Raw genomic sequence first — 18,576 nt, forward strand, 5'->3', positions numbered from 1 at the left:
GAAACCGGAGCTGAGGTGCGTATAATTCTGCCAGACATCGGAGCCCGTAGACGCATGCCGCACACTAAAGATGATTTACCCGACGCGCTGTACAGCGCCGCACAAGTGCGAGGGCTTGATGCGAGCCTGATCGCGGCCGGCACGCCGGGCTTCGAATTGATGCAGCGCGCCGCACGCGCGACCTGGCGGGCGCTGGTCCGACACTGGCCGACGGCGAATGAATTGACGGTGGTCGCAGGTCACGGCAATAACGCTGGCGACGGTTATCTGGTTGCGATGCTGGCCAAGCGCGGCGGCTGGACGGTTCGGGTGCTGGCGGCGGGCGATCCCCGACAGCTGCGCGGTGATGCGGCTTCGGCCCATGCCGAAGCGGTGGGCGAAAACGTTGTCATCGAGGCGTGGAGCGCGCAATCGGAATACCGTGGCATTGTCCTGGATGCGTTGCTCGGCACCGGCCTGACCGGTGATGTGCGCGAGCCGTACGCCAGTGCCATCGCCGCGATCAACGCCAGCGGCCTTCCGGTGGCGGCGGTGGACATCCCCTCCGGCCTCTGCGCCGATACCGGTCGCATCCTCGGTTGTGCCGTGCGAGCCGATCTGACGGTGACCTTCATCGGTTTGAAGCTGGGGTTGTTCAACGGCGACGCGGCCAATGTGGTGGGCGAGTGGGTGTTTAACGACCTGCACGCCGATCCCCGGCTGCTTGAGGGCGCGCCGATGACCGCCCGACGCCTGACGGCCGCCAATCTGCCGCGCCTGGCCGCCCGCAAGGGCGCTTCCCATAAGGGCCAGTTCGGTCATGTACTGCTGATCGGTGGCGATCGCGGAATGGGCGGGGCGATCCTGTTGAGCGCGCAAAGTGCATTGCGCAGCGGCGCGGGCATGGTGTCACTGGCGACCCGCCCCGAGCATGTGCCTGCTGCGCTAGCCCGGATCCCCGAGGCGATGGCGTTGGGCGCTGCGTCGGCCAATCAGCTGATGGATTTGCTTCAAAAAGTGTCCGTTTTGGTGGTTGGCCCTGGACTGGGTCAGGGCGCCTGGGGGCGAAGCCTGTTGTCGGCCGCCGCCAACGCACCCCTGCCGCAAGTCTGGGATGCCGATGCGCTGAACCTGCTGGCCGAAGGCCGGGTGAGCTTGCCCAAGGGGTGCGTGATCACGCCGCATCCGGGGGAAGCTGCGCGGCTGCTGGGGCTCAGCACTGCCCAGGTTCAGGCGGATCGCCCTGCGGCAGCCCATGCGTTGAGCAAAAAATACACAGCAGTGGTGGTGCTCAAGGGCGCCGGTAGTCTGATCGCCTGTCCTGACGGGCGGCTTGCCGTGTGTCATCAGGGCCATCCGGCGATGGCCGCCGCCGGGCTGGGCGACGTGCTGGCCGGTCTGGTCGGTGCGCTGCTGGCACAGGGCCTTGCGGCGTTCGACGCGGCGTGCCTGGCGGTCTGGCTGCACGCCAATGCGGGTGAGTACCAAGGTAAATTCGGTCGCGGGCTGGCGGCCAGTGATCTGATACCAGCCATTCGTCAGTTGTTGGAGGAGCAAGCACCGTGTCTGAAGTAACCCTGTACCTGGCCGATGAGCAGGCCATGAGCGACTTTGGCGCACGTATCGCCCGTATCACCGAGGGGCATGGCCTGATCTTCCTTGAAGGTAATCTCGGCATGGGGAAAACCACCTTGTCCCGGGGTATCATCCGTGGCCTGGGGCATGTGGGGGCGGTCAAGAGCCCGACCTTCACCCTGGTCGAACCCTATGAGATCGGCGACGTTCGCGCCTTCCATTTCGACCTGTATCGCCTGGTCGATCCGGAGGAGCTGGAGTTTCTCGGCATCCGCGACTATTTCGAGGACGATGCGTTGTGCCTGATCGAGTGGCCCGATAAAGGTGCAGGCTTTTTGCCAAAGCCCGACCTGACCATTACCATTAGCCCGCAAGACAGCGGGCGTTCGCTGAAAATTTTACCCAGGGGCTCGCGCGGCGAGGCCTGGTGTGCCGCTTTGGCATTGGAATCCAAATAGATGATGGGGTTAGGTATGCGCTTTCGCGCGTTGGTTGCTGCCGTAGGGGTGTTGTTTCTGGCGGTGACCGTCGACGCTGTGGCCGAGACGAAGGTCAACAGCGTTCGCCTGTGGCGGGCTCCGGACAACACTCGGCTGGTGTTTGACCTGACCGGCCCGGTGCAGCATAGCGTCTTTACGCTGACAGCCCCGGATCGCCTGGTCATCGACATCAATGGCGCGAGCCTCGGTGCGCCGTTGAACGTCAACTCGTCCAACACCCCGATTACCGCGATGCGCTCGGCACAACGTACACCGACCGACTTGCGGGTGGTCATCGACCTGAAAAAGGCGGTAACGCCGAAAAGCTTCTCCCTGGCGCCCAACGCGCAGTATGGCAATCGCCTGGTGGTCGATCTGTTCGATAACCCGGCCGATGCCGCGCCGCCCCCAGCGCCGACGCCATCGGTGGCCACGGTGCCGGCCGTTCCGGTCACGCCTGCCGAACCTGCGATCAAGCTGCCTCCGGCACCGGCCGGCAAACGCGACATCGTCGTGGTGATCGACGCCGGTCACGGCGGTGAAGACCCGGGCGCCTCCGGCTCCCGTGGTCAGCGCGAGAAAGACGTGGTGCTGCAAATCGCCCGCGAGACGCAACGCCAGGTCAATGGCATGAAAGGCTTCCGTGCGGAATTGACCCGCACCGGCGACTACTTCATTCCCCTGCGTGGCCGTACGGAAATTGCCCGCAAGAAAGGCGCCGACCTGTTCGTCTCGATTCACGCCGACGCCGCGCCTTCTGCCGCGGCATTCGGTGCCTCGGTGTTTGCCTTGTCCGATCGTGGTGCCACTTCGGAAACCGCGCGCTGGCTGGCCGACAGTGAAAACCGTTCCGACCTGATCGGTGGTGCCGGCAACGTCAGCCTCGACGACAAGGACCGCATGCTGGCTGGTGTATTGCTCGACCTGTCGATGACGGCGTCCCTGACCTCCAGCCTGAACGTCGGCCAGAAAGTACTGAGCAACATCGGCCGGGTCACGCCGTTGCACAAGCAGCGAGTCGAGCAGGCCGGGTTCATGGTGCTGAAGTCGCCGGATATTCCGTCGATCCTGGTCGAAACCGGGTTTATCTCCAACGCCAACGAAGCATCGAAGCTGGCAGCATCGAGCCACCAGCAGGCGCTGGCGCGATCCATCAGCAGCGGCGTGCGCCAGTTCTTCCAGCAAAATCCACCACCGGGCACTTACATCGCTTGGCTGCGTGATTCCGGAAAAATCGCTCAAGGCCCGCGTGACCATCGGGTGAACCCGGGCGAGACGCTGGCGATGATCGCGGTGCGCTATCAGGTGTCGCCGGCGACCCTGCGCAGCGCCAACAATCTGTCGAGCGATGAGCTCAAGATAGGTCAGCACCTGACCATCCCGGGCACCGAACTGGCGGCCAAGGAATGAACGAGGTCGTGAACAACAGCGCTCGTATCGAGCTGCTCAGCCCGCGGTTGGCGAACCAGATCGCCGCTGGCGAGGTGGTTGAGCGTCCGGCTTCGGTGATCAAGGAGCTGCTGGAAAACAGCCTCGATTCCGGCGCCAAGCGCATCGATGTCGATGTGGAGCAGGGCGGCGTCAAGTTGCTGCGGGTTCGCGACGATGGCAGCGGCATTTCTGCCGATGACCTGCCGCTGGCCCTGGCGCGACACGCCACCAGCAAGATCCGCAATCTGGAAGATCTTGAACAGGTCATGAGCCTGGGCTTTCGCGGTGAGGCCCTGGCATCGATCAGTTCGGTGGCGCGCCTGACCCTGACGTCGCGCACCCGAGATGCCGAGCAGGCCTGGCAAGTCGAAACCGAAGGCCGTGACATGGCTCCACGGGTGCAGCCTGCGGCGCATCCGGTGGGTACGTCGGTCGAAGTGCGCGACCTGTTCTTCAATACCCCGGCACGCCGCAAGTTTCTCAAGACCGAAAAAACCGAATTCGATCACCTGCAGGAAGTCATCAGGCGCCTGGCCCTGGCGCGGTTCGACGTGGCCTTTCATCTGCGCCATAACGGCAAGACCATCCTCAGCCTGCACGAAGCCCGCGACGATGCGGCTCGCGCCCGACGCGTAGCGGCCATCTGCGGGCCAGGTTTCCTGGAGCAGGCGCTGCCGATCGAAATCGAGCGCAATGGCCTGCATCTGTGGGGCTGGGTAGGGTTGCCGACCTTCAATCGCAGCCAGGCGGACTTGCAGTATTTCTTCGTCAATGGCCGTGCCGTGCGCGACAAGCTGGTGGCACACGCCGTGCGCCAGGCTTATCGCGACGTCCTGTTCAACGGCCGGCATCCGACGTTCGTGCTGTTCTTCGAGGTCGATCCGACGGGCGTCGACGTCAACGTGCACCCCACCAAGCACGAAGTGCGCTTCCGTGAAGGGCGCATGGTTCACGATTTTCTCTATGGCACCTTGCACCGTGCCTTGGGCGATGTGCGACCGGATGATCATCTGGCGGCCCCGGTTGCGACAGCCGTAGTGCGGCCTACGGGCCTCGAGGCCGGTGAGTTCGGCCCGCAGGGTGAAATGCGCCTGGCTGCCAATGCGCTGCTGGAGCAGCCTCAGGCCCAGCCTTCGTTCAATGCGCCGGCCGGTTCGGGTGCTGGGGCCGGATACCAGTATCAATACACCCCGCGCCCACAGTCGGCTGTTCCGGCTGCCGAGGCACAGGCCGCCTATCGCGAGTTTTTCGCGCCGTTGCCCGAGGCCAACGCGGTAGCGCTGCCAGCCGGCCAGGACGACATCCCGCCGCTGGGCTATGCACTGGCGCAGCTCAAAGGCATCTACATCCTTTCGGAAAACGCCCAGGGGTTGGTGCTGGTGGACATGCATGCCGCTCACGAGCGGATCATGTATGAACGCCTGAAAGTCGCCATGGCCAGCGAAGGCTTGAGCGGGCAACCGCTGCTGGTGCCGGAAACCCTGGCGCTCAGCCAGCGTGAAGCCGATTGCGCCGAAGAGCACGTCGCCTGGTTCCAGCGCCTGGGCTTCGAGCTGCAGCGCCTGGGCCCGGAAACCCTGGCCATTCGGCAGATACCGGCCCTGCTCAAGCAGGCTGAGGCCAATCGCCTGGTGGGTGACGTATTGGCCGACTTGATGGAATATGGCACCAGCGACCGGATTCAGGCGCATCTGAACGAACTGCTCGGCACCATGGCCTGCCACGGTGCGGTCCGGGCCAATCGGCGCCTGGCCCTGCCGGAAATGAACGGTCTGCTGCGTGACATGGAAAACACCGAACGCAGCGGTCAATGCAACCATGGCCGACCGACCTGGACCCAATTGGGCCTGGACGATCTGGACAAACTGTTCTTGCGCGGTCGTTGATGAGCCAGTTCCCCCCTGCGATTTTCCTGATGGGCCCGACCGCCGCCGGCAAGACCGACCTGGCCATCGAGCTCACCAAAGTCCTGCCTTGCGAGCTGATCAGTGTCGATTCGGCGTTGGTCTACCGCGGCATGGACATCGGCACCGCCAAGCCGTCAAAAGCGCTGTTGGCAGAGTTTCCGCACCGTTTGATCGATATTCTCGACCCGGCGGAGGCTTATTCGGCCGCGGATTTCCGTCGCGATGCCCTGCAAGCCATGGCCGACATCACCGCACGGGGCAAGATTCCGCTGCTGGTCGGCGGCACAATGCTCTATTACAAGGCCTTGGTCGAAGGGCTTGCGGATATGCCGGCCGCCGACCCGGAGGTCCGCGCGCAGATCGAGGAAGAGGCTGCGCGCCTTGGCTGGCAGGCGTTACATGACCAATTGGCGGTCATTGACCCGGTTTCCGCGGCACGTATTCATCCGAACGATCCGCAGCGTTTGAGTCGTGCGCTGGAAGTTTATCGTGTCAGCGGTCAGAGCATGACTGAGCTTCGCTTGCAACAATCTGCGCAAAGTACTGAAGCAGCCGCTTCGGGACGGCAACAATTGCCCTATACTGTCGCGAACTTGGCCATTGCTCCGGCGAATCGCCAGGTACTGCACGAGCGAATTAAACAAAGATTCACCTTAATGTTGGAACAGGGATTCATCGACGAGGTCCTAGCCCTGCGTAATAGAAGTGACCTGCATACCGGGTTGCCGTCTATACGTGCGGTGGGCTACCGCCAAGTCTGGGATTACCTGGATGGCAAGCTGACGTCAGCCGAGATGCAGGAGCGTGGAATCATTGCCACGCGCCAATTGGCGAAGCGCCAGTTCACCTGGCTTCGCAGTTGGGCTGATTTACACTGGTTGGACAGTCTCGATTGCGACAATCTGCCGCGCGCCTTGAAATACCTTGGGACCATCTCCATATTGAGCTGAGTCCTTGCAATTGCCGTCTATCCTTGGGGGTGGGGCGGCCAAAGCCATCTGATTACCTATTTTTTTATATTGAATCCTTAAAGGAGTGCGGCACATGTCAAAAGGGCATTCGCTACAAGACCCTTACTTGAATACTTTACGTAAAGAGAAAGTTGGGGTGTCTATCTACCTGGTCAACGGGATCAAACTGCAAGGTACGATCGAGTCTTTCGACCAATTCGTTATCCTGCTGAAAAACACCGTCAGCCAAATGGTCTACAAACACGCTATCTCTACAGTAGTGCCGGTTCGTCCAATTCGTCTGCCTAGCGCAACCGAATCCGAAGCAGGTGATGCTGAGCCAGGTAACGCCTGATAGGAGTCTCCTTTGTTCTTTGAGCGCCACGGTGGTGGTGAACGGGCCATTCTCGTTCACTTGGATGGACAGGACCCTGAGGCGCGCGAAGATCCGCAGGAGTTTCAGGAGTTGGCAATTTCGGCTGGCGCCGAGACCGTCGCGTTTTTCAACGTGCCGCGTCATCGGCCATCCGCCAAATACCTGATTGGCAGCGGCAAGGTCGAAGAATTACGCGACCTGGTCAAAGCCGAGCAGGTAGATCTGGTGATTTTCAATCACACCCTCACGCCCAGTCAGGAGCGTAACCTCGAACGCGCTTTCGAGTGTCGCGTGATCGACCGCACGGGCCTGATTCTCGATATCTTCGCCCAACGCGCCCGTACCCATGAAGGCAAGCTCCAGGTTGAACTGGCCCAGCTTGAGTACATGAGCACGCGGCTGGTTCGCGGCTGGACTCACCTTGAGCGGCAGAAGGGCGGTATCGGCTTGCGCGGCCCGGGTGAAACCCAGCTGGAAACCGACCGGCGTCTGTTGCGGGTTCGCCTGCGGCAGATCAAGGGGCGCCTGGAAAAGGTCCGCAGCCAGCGCGAGCAGTCGCGTCGGGGCCGCAAACGGGCTGACATACCGACGGTTTCACTGGTGGGCTACACCAACGCCGGCAAATCGACGCTGTTCAACTCGGTGACCGATTCCGAGGTTTTCGCCGCCGACCAACTCTTCGCCACCCTCGACCCGACCCTGCGTCGACTCGAACTCGATGACCTCGGGCCGATCGTGCTGGCCGACACCGTGGGTTTCATCCGTCACCTGCCGCACAAACTGGTCGAGGCATTTCGGGCTACGCTCGAAGAGTCGAGCAATTCCGACCTGCTGCTGCATGTGATCGACTCCCATGAACCCGAGCGCATGGCCCAGATTGAACAGGTCATGGTGGTGCTTGGGGAGATCGGGGCCCAGGACTTGCCGATCCTTGAGGTATACAACAAACTCGATTTGCTCGAGGGCGTGGAGCCGCAGATCCAGCGCGATGCCGATGGCAAGCCGCAACGGGTCTGGTTGTCGGCCAAGGACGGTACAGGTCTGGACCTGCTCAGGCAGGCCGTGGCTGAACTGCTTGGGGATGATTTGTTTGTTGGCACCTTGCGCTTGCCGAACCGATTTGCTCGACTGCGTGCGCAGTTCTTCGAACTCGGTGCGGTACAGAAGGAAGAACATGACGATGAAGGCATCAGTTTGCTGGCCGTTCGTTTGCCACGCGCCGAGTTGAATCGGCTGGTGAGCCGCGAAGGTTTGCAACCGGTGGAATTCATCGAGCAACACACTTTGCAATAAAAGCCTGAGAAAGCGGTTGTGCCGTGGTGACAGGCATTCTGTAGCATTGGTCGGCGCGCCGTGGGTGCGTCTTTGCTTTATCAGATGGAGAGCGCTATGGCTTGGAATGAGCCGGGTGGCAACTCGAATAATCAGGATCCTTGGGGTGGTAAACGCCGTAATAACGGCGATCGCAAGGGGCCGCCAGATCTCGACGAGGCCTTCCGAAAGCTGCAGGAAAGCCTGAACGGGTTGTTCGGTGGTGGTAAGAAACGTGGTGATGACGGTGGTGGTTCGGGCAAGAGCGGCGGCTTCGGCGGTTTGCTCGGCATCGGCCTGGTCGTGTTGGCAGCCGTGTGGCTGTACAGCGCGGTCTACGTAGTCGACGAGCAGGAGCAAGCCGTGGTGCTGCGCTTCGGCAAGTACTACGAAACTGTCGGCCCGGGCTTGAATATCTACTTCCCGCCGATCGACAAGAAGTACATGGAAAACGTCACGCGTGAGCGGGCGTACACCAAGCAGGGTCAAATGCTGACTGAAGACGAGAACATCGTCGAAGTGCCGCTGACCGTGCAGTACAAGATCAGCAACCTGCAGGACTTCGTGCTCAGCGTCGATCAGCCGGAAATCAGCCTGCAACACGCGACCGACAGCGCCCTGCGCCATGTGGTGGGTTCCACCGCGATGGACCAGGTGCTGACCGAAGGTCGTGAATTGATGGCCAGCGAAATCAAGGAGCGCCTGCAACGCTTCATGGATACCTATCGCACCGGTATCACCGTCACCCAGGTCAACGTACAGAGCGCAGCGGCACCGCGTGAAGTGCAGGAAGCCTTCGATGACGTGATCCGCGCCCGTGAAGACGAGCAGCGTTCGCGCAACCAGGCTGAAACCTATGCCAACGGCGTCGTGCCGGAAGCCCGTGGTCAGGCCCAGCGCATCCTTGAAGATGCCAATGGCTACCGTGACGAAACCGTCTCGCGCGCCAAGGGTGAAGCCGATCGCTTCACCAAGCTGGTTGCCGAGTACCGCAAGGCACCTGAAGTCACCCGCCAGCGTCTGTACCTGGACACCATGCAGGAAGTCTTCAGTAACACCAGCAAGGTTCTCGTGACCGGCAACAAGAATGGCCAGAGCAACCTGCTGTACCTGCCGCTGGACAAAATGGTCGAAAGTGGTCGCAGCACCGGCACTCAGGTGACCGGCGCGGCAGCCACCAGCAATGAAGCGAATGCGCGTGCGGCAGCTGATCTGCAGCAACAGCAAGCACGTACCAGGGAGAGTCGCTGATGAGCAATAAATCGCTGATCGCCCTTATTGTCGGCGTCGTCGTGGCGATCGCTGCCTGGAACTGCTTCTACATCGTGGCTCAGACCGAGCGCGCGGTGTTGCTGCAGTTCGGTCGCGTGGTCCAGACCGATGTTCAGCCAGGCCTGCATGTGAAGGTGCCTTACGTTAACCAGGTGCGTAAATTCGACGCACGCCTGATGACGCTGGATGCACCGACGCAACGCTTCCTGACGCTGGAAAAGAAAGCCGTGATGGTCGATGCCTACGCCAAGTGGCGGGTGAAGGATGCCGAGCGTTTCTACACCGCGACTTCCGGTCTTAAGCAGATTGCCGACGAGCGTCTGTCCCGTCGTCTGGAGTCGGGCCTGCGTGACCAGTTCGGTAAGCGCACCTTGCACGAAGTGGTGTCCGGTGAGCGTGATGCGCTGATGGCGGATATCACTGCTTCGCTGAACAAGATGGCTGAAAAGGAGCTGGGCATCGAGGTTGTCGATGTTCGGGTCAAGACCATCGACCTGCCGAAGGAAGTGAACCGCAGCGTGTTCGAACGTATGAGCACCGAGCGGGAGCGTGAAGCTCGCGAGCACCGCGCCAAGGGTAACGAACTGGCTGAAGGCATCCGTGCCGACGCCGATCGTCAACGTCGCGTGCTGTTGGCTGAAGCCTATCGTGAATCCGAAGAGATTCGCGGTGACGGTGATGCCCAGGCCGCTTCGATCTACTCCAAGGCCTACGGTCAGGATCAGGAGTTCTACGCGTTCTACCGTAGCCTGCGCGCCTACCGTGAAAGCTTCGCGAACAAATCCGACGTCATGGTCCTGGACCCAAGCAGTGACTTCTTCCATTACCTGGAAAAAGCCAAGCCTTGATACAACGTTGACCTGATTCATCCCGCCGGGCGGCTAAAACCTCTGGCGGGGTGATCCTTTGGGAAAACGTGTGTATGATGCGGCAGCCGGGAAATTCCCGGCTTTTTTGCGTCTGCATGTTTGAATGCTGTTTTGTGCAGGTGCCCGAGCTGAATGCTCGACAGGTTTTTCGAGGAAAGTGATTGGCGAAGCCGGTAGCAGGCGTTTCGCTTCGTTGTTCCTGCGCGGAACAATCATTTTCTGCTTCACTCAAGGGCTCGGCCCAGGGCTGGCCGCCCGGATACAGGGGAAGGCGTAATGGCAACGGTAGACCGCTGGCTACTGCCAGATGGCATCGAAGAAGTACTGCCACCGGAAGCGGCGCGTATTGAAGTTGCGCGTCGCCAGGTGTTGGATCTGTTCCAGAGCTGGGGTTACGAGTTTGTCGTGACTCCCCATATCGAGTACCTGGAATCCCTGCTGACCGGCGCGGGCCAGGACCTGGATCTGCGTACCTTCAAGGTCATCGACCCGCAATCGGGCCGGCAGATGGGTTTCCGTGCCGACATCACGCCGCAGGTGGCGCGCATCGATGCGCATACCCTGCGCCGCGAAGGCCCTAGCCGCCTGTGCTACGCCGGCAGTGTGCTGCATGCCCAGCCGCGTGCCTTGTCGTCCTCGCGCAGCCCGATCCAGCTGGGCGCCGAGTTGTATGGCGATGCCAGCCCGAGCAGCGACGTGGAAGTCATCAGCCTGATGCTCGCCATGCTGCAACTGGCCGATGTGCCGGATGTGCACATGGACCTGGGGCATGTCGGTATCTACCGCGGCCTGGCCCGCGCTGCCGGTCTGTCCGGTGAAGTTGAACAACAGTTGTTCGATGCATTGCAACGTAAAGCCATCGATGAGGTCATTACCTTGACCGAAGGCTTGCCGGCTGACCTGTCGGGCATGCTGCGCGCGTTGGTCGACCTGTGTGGCGGCCGTGAAGTGCTGGCGGCTGCGCGTGAGCGTCTGGCCAAGGCCCCGGCTGCAGTATTGGCGGCATTGGATGACTTGCTGGCAATTGCCGAGCGTTTGTCCGTGCGCTTCCCGGAGCTGCCGCTGTACTTCGACCTGGGCGAGCTGCGCGGTTATCACTACCACACCGGTGTGGTGTTCGCCGTGTTCGTGCCGGGTGTTGGCCAGTCCATTGCCCAGGGCGGTCGTTACGACGACATCGGCGCCGACTTCGGTCGCGCTCGTCCGGCAACCGGCTTCTCTACCGATTTGAAAACCCTGGTGACCCTGGGGCGTGCTGAGATCGAGCTACCGTCTGGCGGTATCTGGATGCCTGACAGTACGGATGCGGCACTCTGGCAGCAGGTTTGCCAGTTGCGCAGTGAGGGTCAGCGTGTCGTCCAGGCCTTGCCTGGACAACCTTTGGCCGCCGCCCGTGAAGCGGACTGCGACCGGCAATTGATTCAGCAGAACGGGCTTTGGCAAGTATCGCCACTGGCTTCTTGAGTTTTCCTGCCGGCTGCCGCCGGCACCAAGTTTGCGCGAATGAGGACAAGTGTTATGGGTAAGAATGTCGTAGTCCTGGGCACCCAGTGGGGTGATGAGGGCAAAGGCAAGATCGTTGATCTGCTGACCGAACATGCTGCCGCCGTAGTGCGCTACCAGGGCGGCCACAACGCTGGCCACACCCTGGTGATCGACGGTGAAAAAACCGTCTTGCACCTGATCCCGTCGGGCGTACTGCGCGAAGGCGTGCAGTGCCTGATCGGCAACGGCGTGGTGGTTGCACCTGACGCCCTGATGCGTGAAATCGTCAAGCTGGAAGAGAAAGGCGTACCGGTGCGCGAGCGCCTGCGTATCAGCCCTTCCTGCCCGCTGATCCTGTCCTTCCACGTTGCACTGGATCAGGCCCGTGAAAAGGCTCGTGGCGAGCTGAAGATCGGTACCACCGGTCGCGGCATCGGTCCGGCCTACGAAGACAAGGTTGCACGTCGTGGTCTGCGTGTGGGCGACCTGCTCAACATGCCGCGCTTTGAAGACAAGCTGCGTGAGCTGGTGGATTACCACAACTTCATGCTGGTGGGTTACTACAAAGAGCCAGCCATCGAATTCGAAAAGACCCTGGCCGAATGCAAAGAATACGCTGAGCTGCTCAAGCCGCTGATGCTGGACGTGACTGCCGAGCTGCACGGCCTGCGTCGCGCTGGCAAGGACATCATGTTCGAAGGCGCCCAAGGCTCCCTGCTGGACATCGACCATGGTACCTACCCGTACGTGACCAGCTCTAACACCACGGCTGGCGGCGTTGCTACCGGTTCGGGTGTTGGCCCTATGTTCCTGGACTACATCCTGGGCATCACCAAGGCTTACACCACGCGTGTAGGTTCGGGTCCTTTCCCGACTGAGCTGTTCGACGAAGTCGGCGCTCACCTGGCCAAGCAGGGTCACGAGTTCGGCGCAACCACCGGTCGTGCTCGTCGTTGCGGCTGGTTTGACGCCGTTATCCTGCGTCGCGCTATCGATGTAAACAGCATCTCGGGCATCTGCCTGACCAAGCTGGACGTACTCGACGGTCTGGAAACCATCAATATCTGCGTCGGCTACAAAGACGCAAACGGCAATGACGTTGCCCCAACCGACGCCGACAGCTACGTAGGCCTGCAGCCTGTGTACGAAGAAGTGCCGGGCTGGACCGAATCGACCGTGGGCGCCAAGACTCTGGAAGAGCTGCCGGCCAACGCCCGTGCCTACATCAAGCGTGTTGAAGAGCTGATCGGCGCGCCGATCGACATTATTTCGACGGGCCCGGACCGCAACGAGACCATCGTTCTGCGTCATCCGTTCGCTTGATAAGCTGTTGATGTAAAACACAAAGGCTCCTTGATAGGGGCCTTTGTCGTTTATGCCTGTCGTACGGCATGACCTTTGCTATTAGCTTTGCCTAACGTGTCACTTTCGGGCGTGCCATCAATTTAATGGCGCTAATGCAGAGGGATTTCAAGTGTCGGCCGTTCTCTCATTGTTACAAAGCCGTTTGTTGCGGCCCGTGTTCGTTACCCTTGGTATCGCCCTTTTGGTGCAGGTACTGGTGGCGGTCGCGCTGACTCGCAGCACCGTGACGGCGCTGGAAGCCGATCTTGCTCAGCGCCTGGGCGCGGACAGTCAAAAACTTTCCGGTGAGCTCGAGCAGGCGGGACGTGAAGTCACGTCGAGCCTCGACAGCCTGTCCGCCAGTACGCGTCAACGCCTTACGGCTGGCTTGTCTACGCGACTGAAGGATGAGCAGGCGCAGTTGCGTTCGACCCTGGAAAAAGACCTGAAGGACTCCGCCAGCGACATGGCGCAGCTTCTGGCTTCGGTGGCGCCGCGCGCCATGTGGGACAACGACGTGCCGACCTTGTCCGAGTTCGCTCGTCGGGCCCAGCGCAACCCCAACGTCCTGTTCGTGGTGTATGACGACGCCACGGGCCAGCATCTGACGCGCTACCTCAACCGGGAAAACCCGATCAACAAGGCCCTTTTGGAAAAAGGCCAGGGCGAGCGCGCGCTGGACAAGGTGCTGGATGCGGCGAAGAACGATCCGTCGGTCTTCTACATCGAGGCCTCGATCAACCCGAATGGCGTGGAAATCGGCAAGGTCCTGATGGGCGTCTCGACGGCGTCGGTAGAGGCCGACCTGGCGGCGTTGGATAAGCGCTTCTCGGCGTTGATCGCCAGTGGCGACCAGCTGGTGGGTGACAGCCTCAAAGGTGCGGCGGCTGACAGCGCAGCAGCCATGGGTGCACGTCTGCAATCGGCCCAGGCAACGGCCGCTGAAATGAAAGCCAATACCACTGCTACCGTGCAGGAGGCTGCGACTACCCTGCGCTGGCGTATTGGTGTGAGTCTGGCGGTGGTGGGTTTTGGTGTCCTGCTGTTGCTGGCGGTCGTGCTCGGGCGTCGAGTCGTCAACCGTCTGAGGATGCTGATTGTCGCCATGGATGACCTGGCGGCGGGTGAGGGCGACCTGACCAAGCGCGTGCAGATCAGCAGCAAGGACGAAATCGGCGACATGGCGTCGGCGGTCAATCGCTTTGTCGACAAGTTGCAGCCGATCGTGCGCGAGGCGGGTGATGTCGCTCAGCGTACCGGTGTGGAAATCGGTGCCATGACGTTGCGTAACGCGGGGGCCGATGCGGCGGCAGGCATGCAGCGCGATGAGGTGGCTGAAAGCCTGCGGGCCTTGTCGCGAATGGCCGATGAGGCGCAGTCTGAAAGCCAGGCCATGCAAGCGGCCTTGAAGCAGGTGGTGGATATTCGTCAGGCCACTGACGAAAACACCCGGACTTCGGCGAAAGTCGGCAACCTGATTGAAGCGTTGGCTGGCCAGGTTGAAACCGGGGCGCAAGTGATCGAGCGCCTGGCGCAGCAGAGTGAGCAGATCGAGGTGGTCCTGACGGTGATTCACGGGATTGCCGAACAAACCAACCTGCTGGCGCTGAACGCGGCCATTGAAGCGGCGCGCGCCGGCGAAACCGGGCGCGGGTTTGCGGTGGTGGCGGACGAAGTGCGCGCGTTGGCAAGCAAGACGCAAAGCTCCACCGGCGATATCCAGGCGCATATCGTGGCGTTGCAGCAAGGCGCACGGGAAGCCGTGGCCGCAATCGGCCAGGCCGGGCGTCAGGCCAGTGAGGGGCTGTTGGTTCTACGTGACAGCGCGCGGTTGCAGCAATCGGTGCAGGCTTCGGTTGAACAGGTGCACACGGCGATCGGCCTGGCGACCCAGGCCGCCGAGCATCAGGCCCGGGGAGCCCAGGCGGTGCGCGGTCGGGTCGAGACCATTCATGTGCAAGCCGAGAAGGCGGCCCAGGCGGTGGTGGAAACCACGGCCAGTGGCAAGGTGCTGGATGGCCTGGCAGCGCAATTGAAAGCGAGCTTGGGGCAGTTCAGGGCGTAATGTGTTGCCAGGGCTGGCCCCATCGTCGGAACGCCGCCCGGAGCCGGCTCGCTCCCACAGTTGATTCACGGCGTTCACAAATTTTGTATTCGCCACTGATCCCTGTGGGAGCGAGCCTGCTCGCGAAAGCGGTCTCAGCGGCTCAAATACATCCGGGTCGTTAACAGGTAGACGGGCAACCCCGACACCAATATCAACAACGCCGCATAAGGCGCCGCCGCTGCAAACTCCACATTCGCGGTATGCGCCCACACTTCGGTGGCCAGTGTGTTGAGCCCGGTCGGGCTCAGCAGCAGGGTCGCCGTCAGTTCCTTCATCGCATCCAGAAACACCAGCGCAAACGCCGCCCCCAGCGCCGGGAAAATGATCGGCAGCGTTATCCGGCAAAACGCACTGAACGAAGACGCCCCCAGCGTGCGTGCCGCCTCTTCCAGTTGCGGTGCCGCCTTGTTCAGCGCTGTGCGAATCGGCGCCTGGGCCAGCGGCAGAAACAGCAGCGCATAAGCAATCAGCAGCAGCGTCGAAGTCTGGTACAGCACCGGCACATAGTGCAGCGCGAAATACACCAGGGTCAGCGCGATCACCAGCCCTGGCAGCGCGTGCAGCAGATACGGCAAGCGCTCGGCCCAGATTGCCAGCAGCCCTTTATAGCGCACCACCAGCAGCCCCACCGGCAGCGCCAGCACCAGGCAAAACGCCGCGCCGCCCAGGGACAGGGCCAGGGAGGACAGCAGTGCCTCGCTGATCGCGGCGATCGGGAACGCGGCCGACGAGCCCACGGCCAGCCAGTACGCCAGCATCCCCAGCGGAATGCCGCTGCCAATGATCGCCAGCAACAGGCAGTAAAGCTGTCCCGCAAACACCCACGGTCCCAGGCGAACCTGTTCTGCCTGTCGCGCCGCGCCCTGGCCTGTGCGCACGTGCCGGCCTTTGCCGCGAACACGCAGTTCCAGCCACAGCAACATCAAGCACAGCGCCAGCAGCACCGCCGAGAGCATCGCGGCGTTGGCGTTGCTGAACTCCAGCTCGAACTGTTGATAGATCGCGGTGGTGAAGGTTTGCAGGCCGATGATCGACAGCGCGCCGAATTCCACCAGCATGTGCAGGGCAATCAGCAGCGACCCCGCCAGCAGCGAAGGCCAGAGCAGCGGCAGGGTGACGCGGAAAAACACCCCCCAGCGATTCAGCCCCAGGGTGCGGGCAGACTCTTCCAGCGAGGGGTCGAGATTGCGCAGGGTGGCGGCCACCGGTAGAAAGATCAGCGGGTATTTGGACAGGCTCATCACCAGGATCGCCCCGCCGAGCCCTTCGAAATGTGCGCTCAGCGACACCCAGGTAAAACTGCTGACAAACGCCGGTACGGCGAACGGCAAGCACAGAATCACGCCCCACAGGCGCCGACCTGGCAGATTGCTGCGTTCCAGCAGCCATGCCAGCGACAGGCCAATCACGCCGCACGCCAGCGTCACGCCGATCATCAGCGCCAGGGTGTTGCGCAGCAGGCCAAACACATAGGGCCGCCACAGCAAGTGCAGCGCTTGGGCCCAGCCGGCTTGCCAGGCTTTCAGGCCGACGTACGCCAGGGGTAGCACGCTGAGCACGACCAGCAGTAGAACCGGCAGTACGAGCCAGATGGAAGGCCGCTTACGCCCTGGCACATACCGGCCATGCGTGGCGGAGGCGGATAGCGATGCGCTCATCAGTTCAGGCCAACCTCGCGTTCCAGGTCCAGGGCTTCTTCGGCATTGCCCAGGTCGGCGGGCGTGACATTCGGCGCTTGCAGTTCACTGAACGGTTTGAGGCCGCGATCCGACTCCATACCTTTGTGCAGCGGGTATTCGGCGGTGGTCTGGGTGATCACGCGCTGGCCTTCTTCGCTGGCCATGTAGGCAAGCAATTGCTGGGCTTCTTTTGGATGTTTGCTGGATTTCAGCACGGCCGCGCTCGATACGGTAATCAGGCCGCCGACATCACCGCCGGTGAAGTAATGCAGTTTCGAGTCGAGCTGGCCCTTTTCACGTTGCAGGGCGAACCAGTAGTAGTTGTTCACCAGCACCGTCGCCACTTCGCCGTTTTCCACGGCTTTGAGGGCAACCATGTTGTTGCTGTAGGTCTTGCCGAAGGCGCGCAGGCCGGTCAGCCATTCTTCCGCAGCCTCCATGCCATGCACCTTGATGATCGCCACGGCTTGTTCCTGGAACGCGCCGCTGGTGGGGACGAAGCCGACCTTGCCCTGCCATTTTGGATCGGAGAATTCCATCACCGATTTCGGCAGGTCTTTTTCGTCGACCAGTTTCGGGTTGAACGCGACGACGCGCACCCTCGCGGTGACGCCAATCCAGGTGCCGTCGGCGGCGACATAGTCCTTGGGCAGGACTGCCAGCGTGGTGTCATCGGCCTTGGCCAGGAAGCCTTGCTCACCGAGTTTGTTCAGTGGCGGCGATTCTTCGGCGTAGATCACGTCGGCGGGGGAGCGATCGCCTTCTTCGACGACCTGGCTGGCGAGCTGGTTGCTGCTGCCTTTGCGCACATTGACGTGAATGCCTGTTTTGGCTTCGAAGGCTTTGGCGACCGCATCGCCGACTTCCTTGTGTTGGCCGTTATAGAGCGTCAGGGAGACTGGGTCGGCAGCCTGGGTGAGGGGAGTGGCGAGTGCCAGGCCGAGAAGGGTGGTGGTCAGGCCGCGGCGCAGGGTATTTCGAAACATCATTCGCAGGGTTCCTCACTGTCGCATTGCAAAATCTTGCAACAATGATAAACGATATTGTTTCTCAAATGCGCTTGCTGGACGTGTAAATCCTGTAGGAGCGAGCCTGCTCGCGATGGACGTGAACGATGATGCGGGCTAGCTGGAAAAATGCGTCGTCTGGAAATTTATCGCGAGCAGGCTCGCTCCTACAGGGTGCGAGTCATTTTCTGAAGGCCAGAAACGCAAAAACCCGCTTTCGCGGGTTTTTTTGAAATTCAAGGCCGTAACCTTGAATTTGAATTGGTGCCCAGAAGAAGACTCGAACTTCCACGACCTTGCGGTCACCAGCACCTGAAGCTGGCGTGTCTACCAATTTCACCATCTGGGCATTTCATCGCTAGCGTTGCCGCTGTTGATGTGGCGCACTATACGGAGCGCAATTTGATCTGTAAACCCCTGATTTGAAATTAATAAATCAGAACCTCAGAAATGCAGATCAGAACCCCGGAAATGCAAAAACCCGCTTTCGCGGGTTTTTGTGTGAGCCTTGAAATTGAACTAATCTCAAGCTCGAAATTGGTGCCCAGAAGAAGACTCGAACTTCCACGACCTTGCGGTCACCAGCACCTGAAGCTGGCGTGTCTACCAATTTCACCATCTGGGCAGTATCGGCAACGTTGTCCGTCGTCGATGGCGCGCACTATACGGAGCGTCTTTTTAACTGTAAACCCCTGACACCAAAAAAACCTGAAAAATTTCACCAGCGGTCTTCAAGTCAGCCTACTGGTGTCGATAAAGGGCTTTAGATGAGGCGTCTTAGCCTGAAATTTCCCGTTTCATTACG

General features: G+C 61.1%; 14 protein-coding genes and 2 tRNA genes. 12 read left to right on the forward strand and 4 right to left on the reverse strand.

From position 1 onward, the window contains the following. The first annotated feature begins 54 nt into the window (after positions 1 to 54). From HFK74_RS14015 to HFK74_RS14070, 12 genes are all read left to right on the forward strand, one after another. Positions 55 to 1,554 (forward strand): NAD(P)H-hydrate dehydratase, encoded by a 1,500-nt coding sequence (locus HFK74_RS14015; RefSeq protein ID WP_180204016.1) that lies wholly within the window; start codon positions 55 to 57, stop codon positions 1,552 to 1,554. Next, positions 1,542 to 2,012: a tRNA (adenosine(37)-N6)-threonylcarbamoyltransferase complex ATPase subunit type 1 TsaE gene (tsaE, locus tag HFK74_RS14020; protein WP_008064119.1), complete on the forward strand. Its 471-nt coding sequence runs from the start codon at positions 1,542 to 1,544 to the stop codon at positions 2,010 to 2,012. Before HFK74_RS14015 ends, tsaE begins: the two co-directional genes overlap by 13 nt. A gap of 3 nt (positions 2,013 to 2,015) precedes the next feature. Then, entirely contained in the window at positions 2,016 to 3,443 is a 1,428-nt protein-coding gene (locus HFK74_RS14025) for an N-acetylmuramoyl-L-alanine amidase (protein ID WP_218953697.1), read from the forward strand. Between the two features lie 8 nt (positions 3,444 to 3,451). Next, positions 3,452 to 5,350 (forward strand): DNA mismatch repair endonuclease MutL, encoded by a 1,899-nt coding sequence (gene mutL / locus HFK74_RS14030; protein ID WP_177325083.1) that lies wholly within the window; start codon positions 3,452 to 3,454, stop codon positions 5,348 to 5,350. After that, entirely contained in the window at positions 5,350 to 6,321 is a 972-nt protein-coding gene (miaA, locus tag HFK74_RS14035; RefSeq protein ID WP_180204018.1) for a tRNA (adenosine(37)-N6)-dimethylallyltransferase MiaA, read from the forward strand. The genes mutL and miaA overlap by 1 nt, the downstream gene beginning before the upstream one ends. Before the next feature lie 94 nt (positions 6,322 to 6,415). Further along, positions 6,416 to 6,676 carry an RNA chaperone Hfq gene (gene hfq, locus HFK74_RS14040; protein ID WP_007902656.1) on the forward strand — a complete coding sequence of 87 codons (261 nt, stop codon included), beginning with the start codon at positions 6,416 to 6,418 and terminating at the stop codon, positions 6,674 to 6,676. Between the two features lie 12 nt (positions 6,677 to 6,688). Next, the gene (gene hflX / locus HFK74_RS14045) at positions 6,689 to 7,990 is read left to right on the forward strand and encodes a ribosome rescue GTPase HflX (RefSeq protein ID WP_008064113.1); all 1,302 of its coding nucleotides are present in this window, start codon (positions 6,689 to 6,691) and stop codon (positions 7,988 to 7,990) included. 96 nt (positions 7,991 to 8,086) lie between these two features. Next, a complete protein-coding gene (hflK, locus tag HFK74_RS14050) occupies positions 8,087 to 9,259 on the forward strand; it encodes an FtsH protease activity modulator HflK (protein WP_180204019.1) in 1,173 nt (390 codons plus the stop codon). Then, positions 9,259 to 10,128: a protease modulator HflC gene (hflC, locus tag HFK74_RS14055; RefSeq protein ID WP_008064109.1), complete on the forward strand. Its 870-nt coding sequence runs from the start codon at positions 9,259 to 9,261 to the stop codon at positions 10,126 to 10,128. Before hflK ends, hflC begins: the two co-directional genes overlap by 1 nt. A gap of 297 nt (positions 10,129 to 10,425) precedes the next feature. After that, entirely contained in the window at positions 10,426 to 11,613 is a 1,188-nt protein-coding gene (locus HFK74_RS14060) for an ATP phosphoribosyltransferase regulatory subunit (RefSeq protein WP_008064107.1), read from the forward strand. A gap of 54 nt (positions 11,614 to 11,667) precedes the next feature. Next, on the forward strand, positions 11,668 to 12,957 hold the full coding sequence (locus tag HFK74_RS14065) for an adenylosuccinate synthase (protein WP_180204020.1): 1,290 nt from the start codon (positions 11,668 to 11,670) through the stop codon (positions 12,955 to 12,957). Between the two features lie 151 nt (positions 12,958 to 13,108). Then, on the forward strand, positions 13,109 to 15,043 hold the full coding sequence (locus HFK74_RS14070; RefSeq protein WP_180204021.1) for a methyl-accepting chemotaxis protein: 1,935 nt from the start codon (positions 13,109 to 13,111) through the stop codon (positions 15,041 to 15,043). A gap of 134 nt (positions 15,044 to 15,177) precedes the next feature. On the opposite strand, the gene HFK74_RS14075 is transcribed toward HFK74_RS14070, so the two are convergent. The 4 genes from HFK74_RS14075 to HFK74_RS14090 form a co-directional block, all read right to left on the reverse strand. Then, the gene (locus HFK74_RS14075) at positions 15,178 to 16,743 is read right to left on the reverse strand and encodes an iron ABC transporter permease (RefSeq protein ID WP_180204022.1); all 1,566 of its coding nucleotides are present in this window, start codon (positions 16,741 to 16,743) and stop codon (positions 15,178 to 15,180) included. Next, positions 16,743 to 17,753, reverse strand: a complete 1,011-nt coding sequence (locus HFK74_RS14080) for an extracellular solute-binding protein (RefSeq protein WP_180204023.1) — start codon at positions 17,751 to 17,753, stop codon at positions 16,743 to 16,745. The genes HFK74_RS14075 and HFK74_RS14080 overlap by 1 nt, the downstream gene beginning before the upstream one ends. Before the next feature lie 280 nt (positions 17,754 to 18,033). Continuing rightward, positions 18,034 to 18,120, reverse strand: a tRNA-Leu gene (locus HFK74_RS14085). 189 nt (positions 18,121 to 18,309) lie between these two features. Further along, a tRNA-Leu gene (locus tag HFK74_RS14090) sits at positions 18,310 to 18,396 on the reverse strand. Between the last annotated feature and the right edge of the window lie 180 nt (positions 18,397 to 18,576).

It is taken from the genome of Pseudomonas sp. SbOxS1 (genome assembly GCF_013416725.1).
In the GTDB taxonomy this organism is placed as follows: Bacteria; Pseudomonadota; Gammaproteobacteria; order Pseudomonadales; family Pseudomonadaceae; genus Aquipseudomonas.

Coding starts and splice junctions, on each gene's coding strand:
- HFK74_RS14015 (WP_180204016.1), top strand. CDS start 55: ATGCCGCACACTAAAGATGATTTACCCGACGCGCTGTACAGCGCCGCA.
- HFK74_RS14025 (WP_218953697.1), top strand. CDS start 2,016: ATGGGGTTAGGTATGCGCTTTCGCGCGTTGGTTGCTGCCGTAGGGGTG.
- miaA (WP_180204018.1), top strand. CDS start 5,350: ATGAGCCAGTTCCCCCCTGCGATTTTCCTGATGGGCCCGACCGCCGCC.
- hfq (WP_007902656.1), top strand. CDS start 6,416: ATGTCAAAAGGGCATTCGCTACAAGACCCTTACTTGAATACTTTACGT.
- hflK (WP_180204019.1), top strand. CDS start 8,087: ATGGCTTGGAATGAGCCGGGTGGCAACTCGAATAATCAGGATCCTTGG.
- hflC (WP_008064109.1), top strand. CDS start 9,259: ATGAGCAATAAATCGCTGATCGCCCTTATTGTCGGCGTCGTCGTGGCG.
- HFK74_RS14060 (WP_008064107.1), top strand. CDS start 10,426: ATGGCAACGGTAGACCGCTGGCTACTGCCAGATGGCATCGAAGAAGTA.
- HFK74_RS14065 (WP_180204020.1), top strand. CDS start 11,668: ATGGGTAAGAATGTCGTAGTCCTGGGCACCCAGTGGGGTGATGAGGGC.
- HFK74_RS14075 (WP_180204022.1), bottom strand. CDS start 16,743: ATGAGCGCATCGCTATCCGCCTCCGCCACGCATGGCCGGTATGTGCCA.
- HFK74_RS14080 (WP_180204023.1), bottom strand. CDS start 17,753: ATGATGTTTCGAAATACCCTGCGCCGCGGCCTGACCACCACCCTTCTC.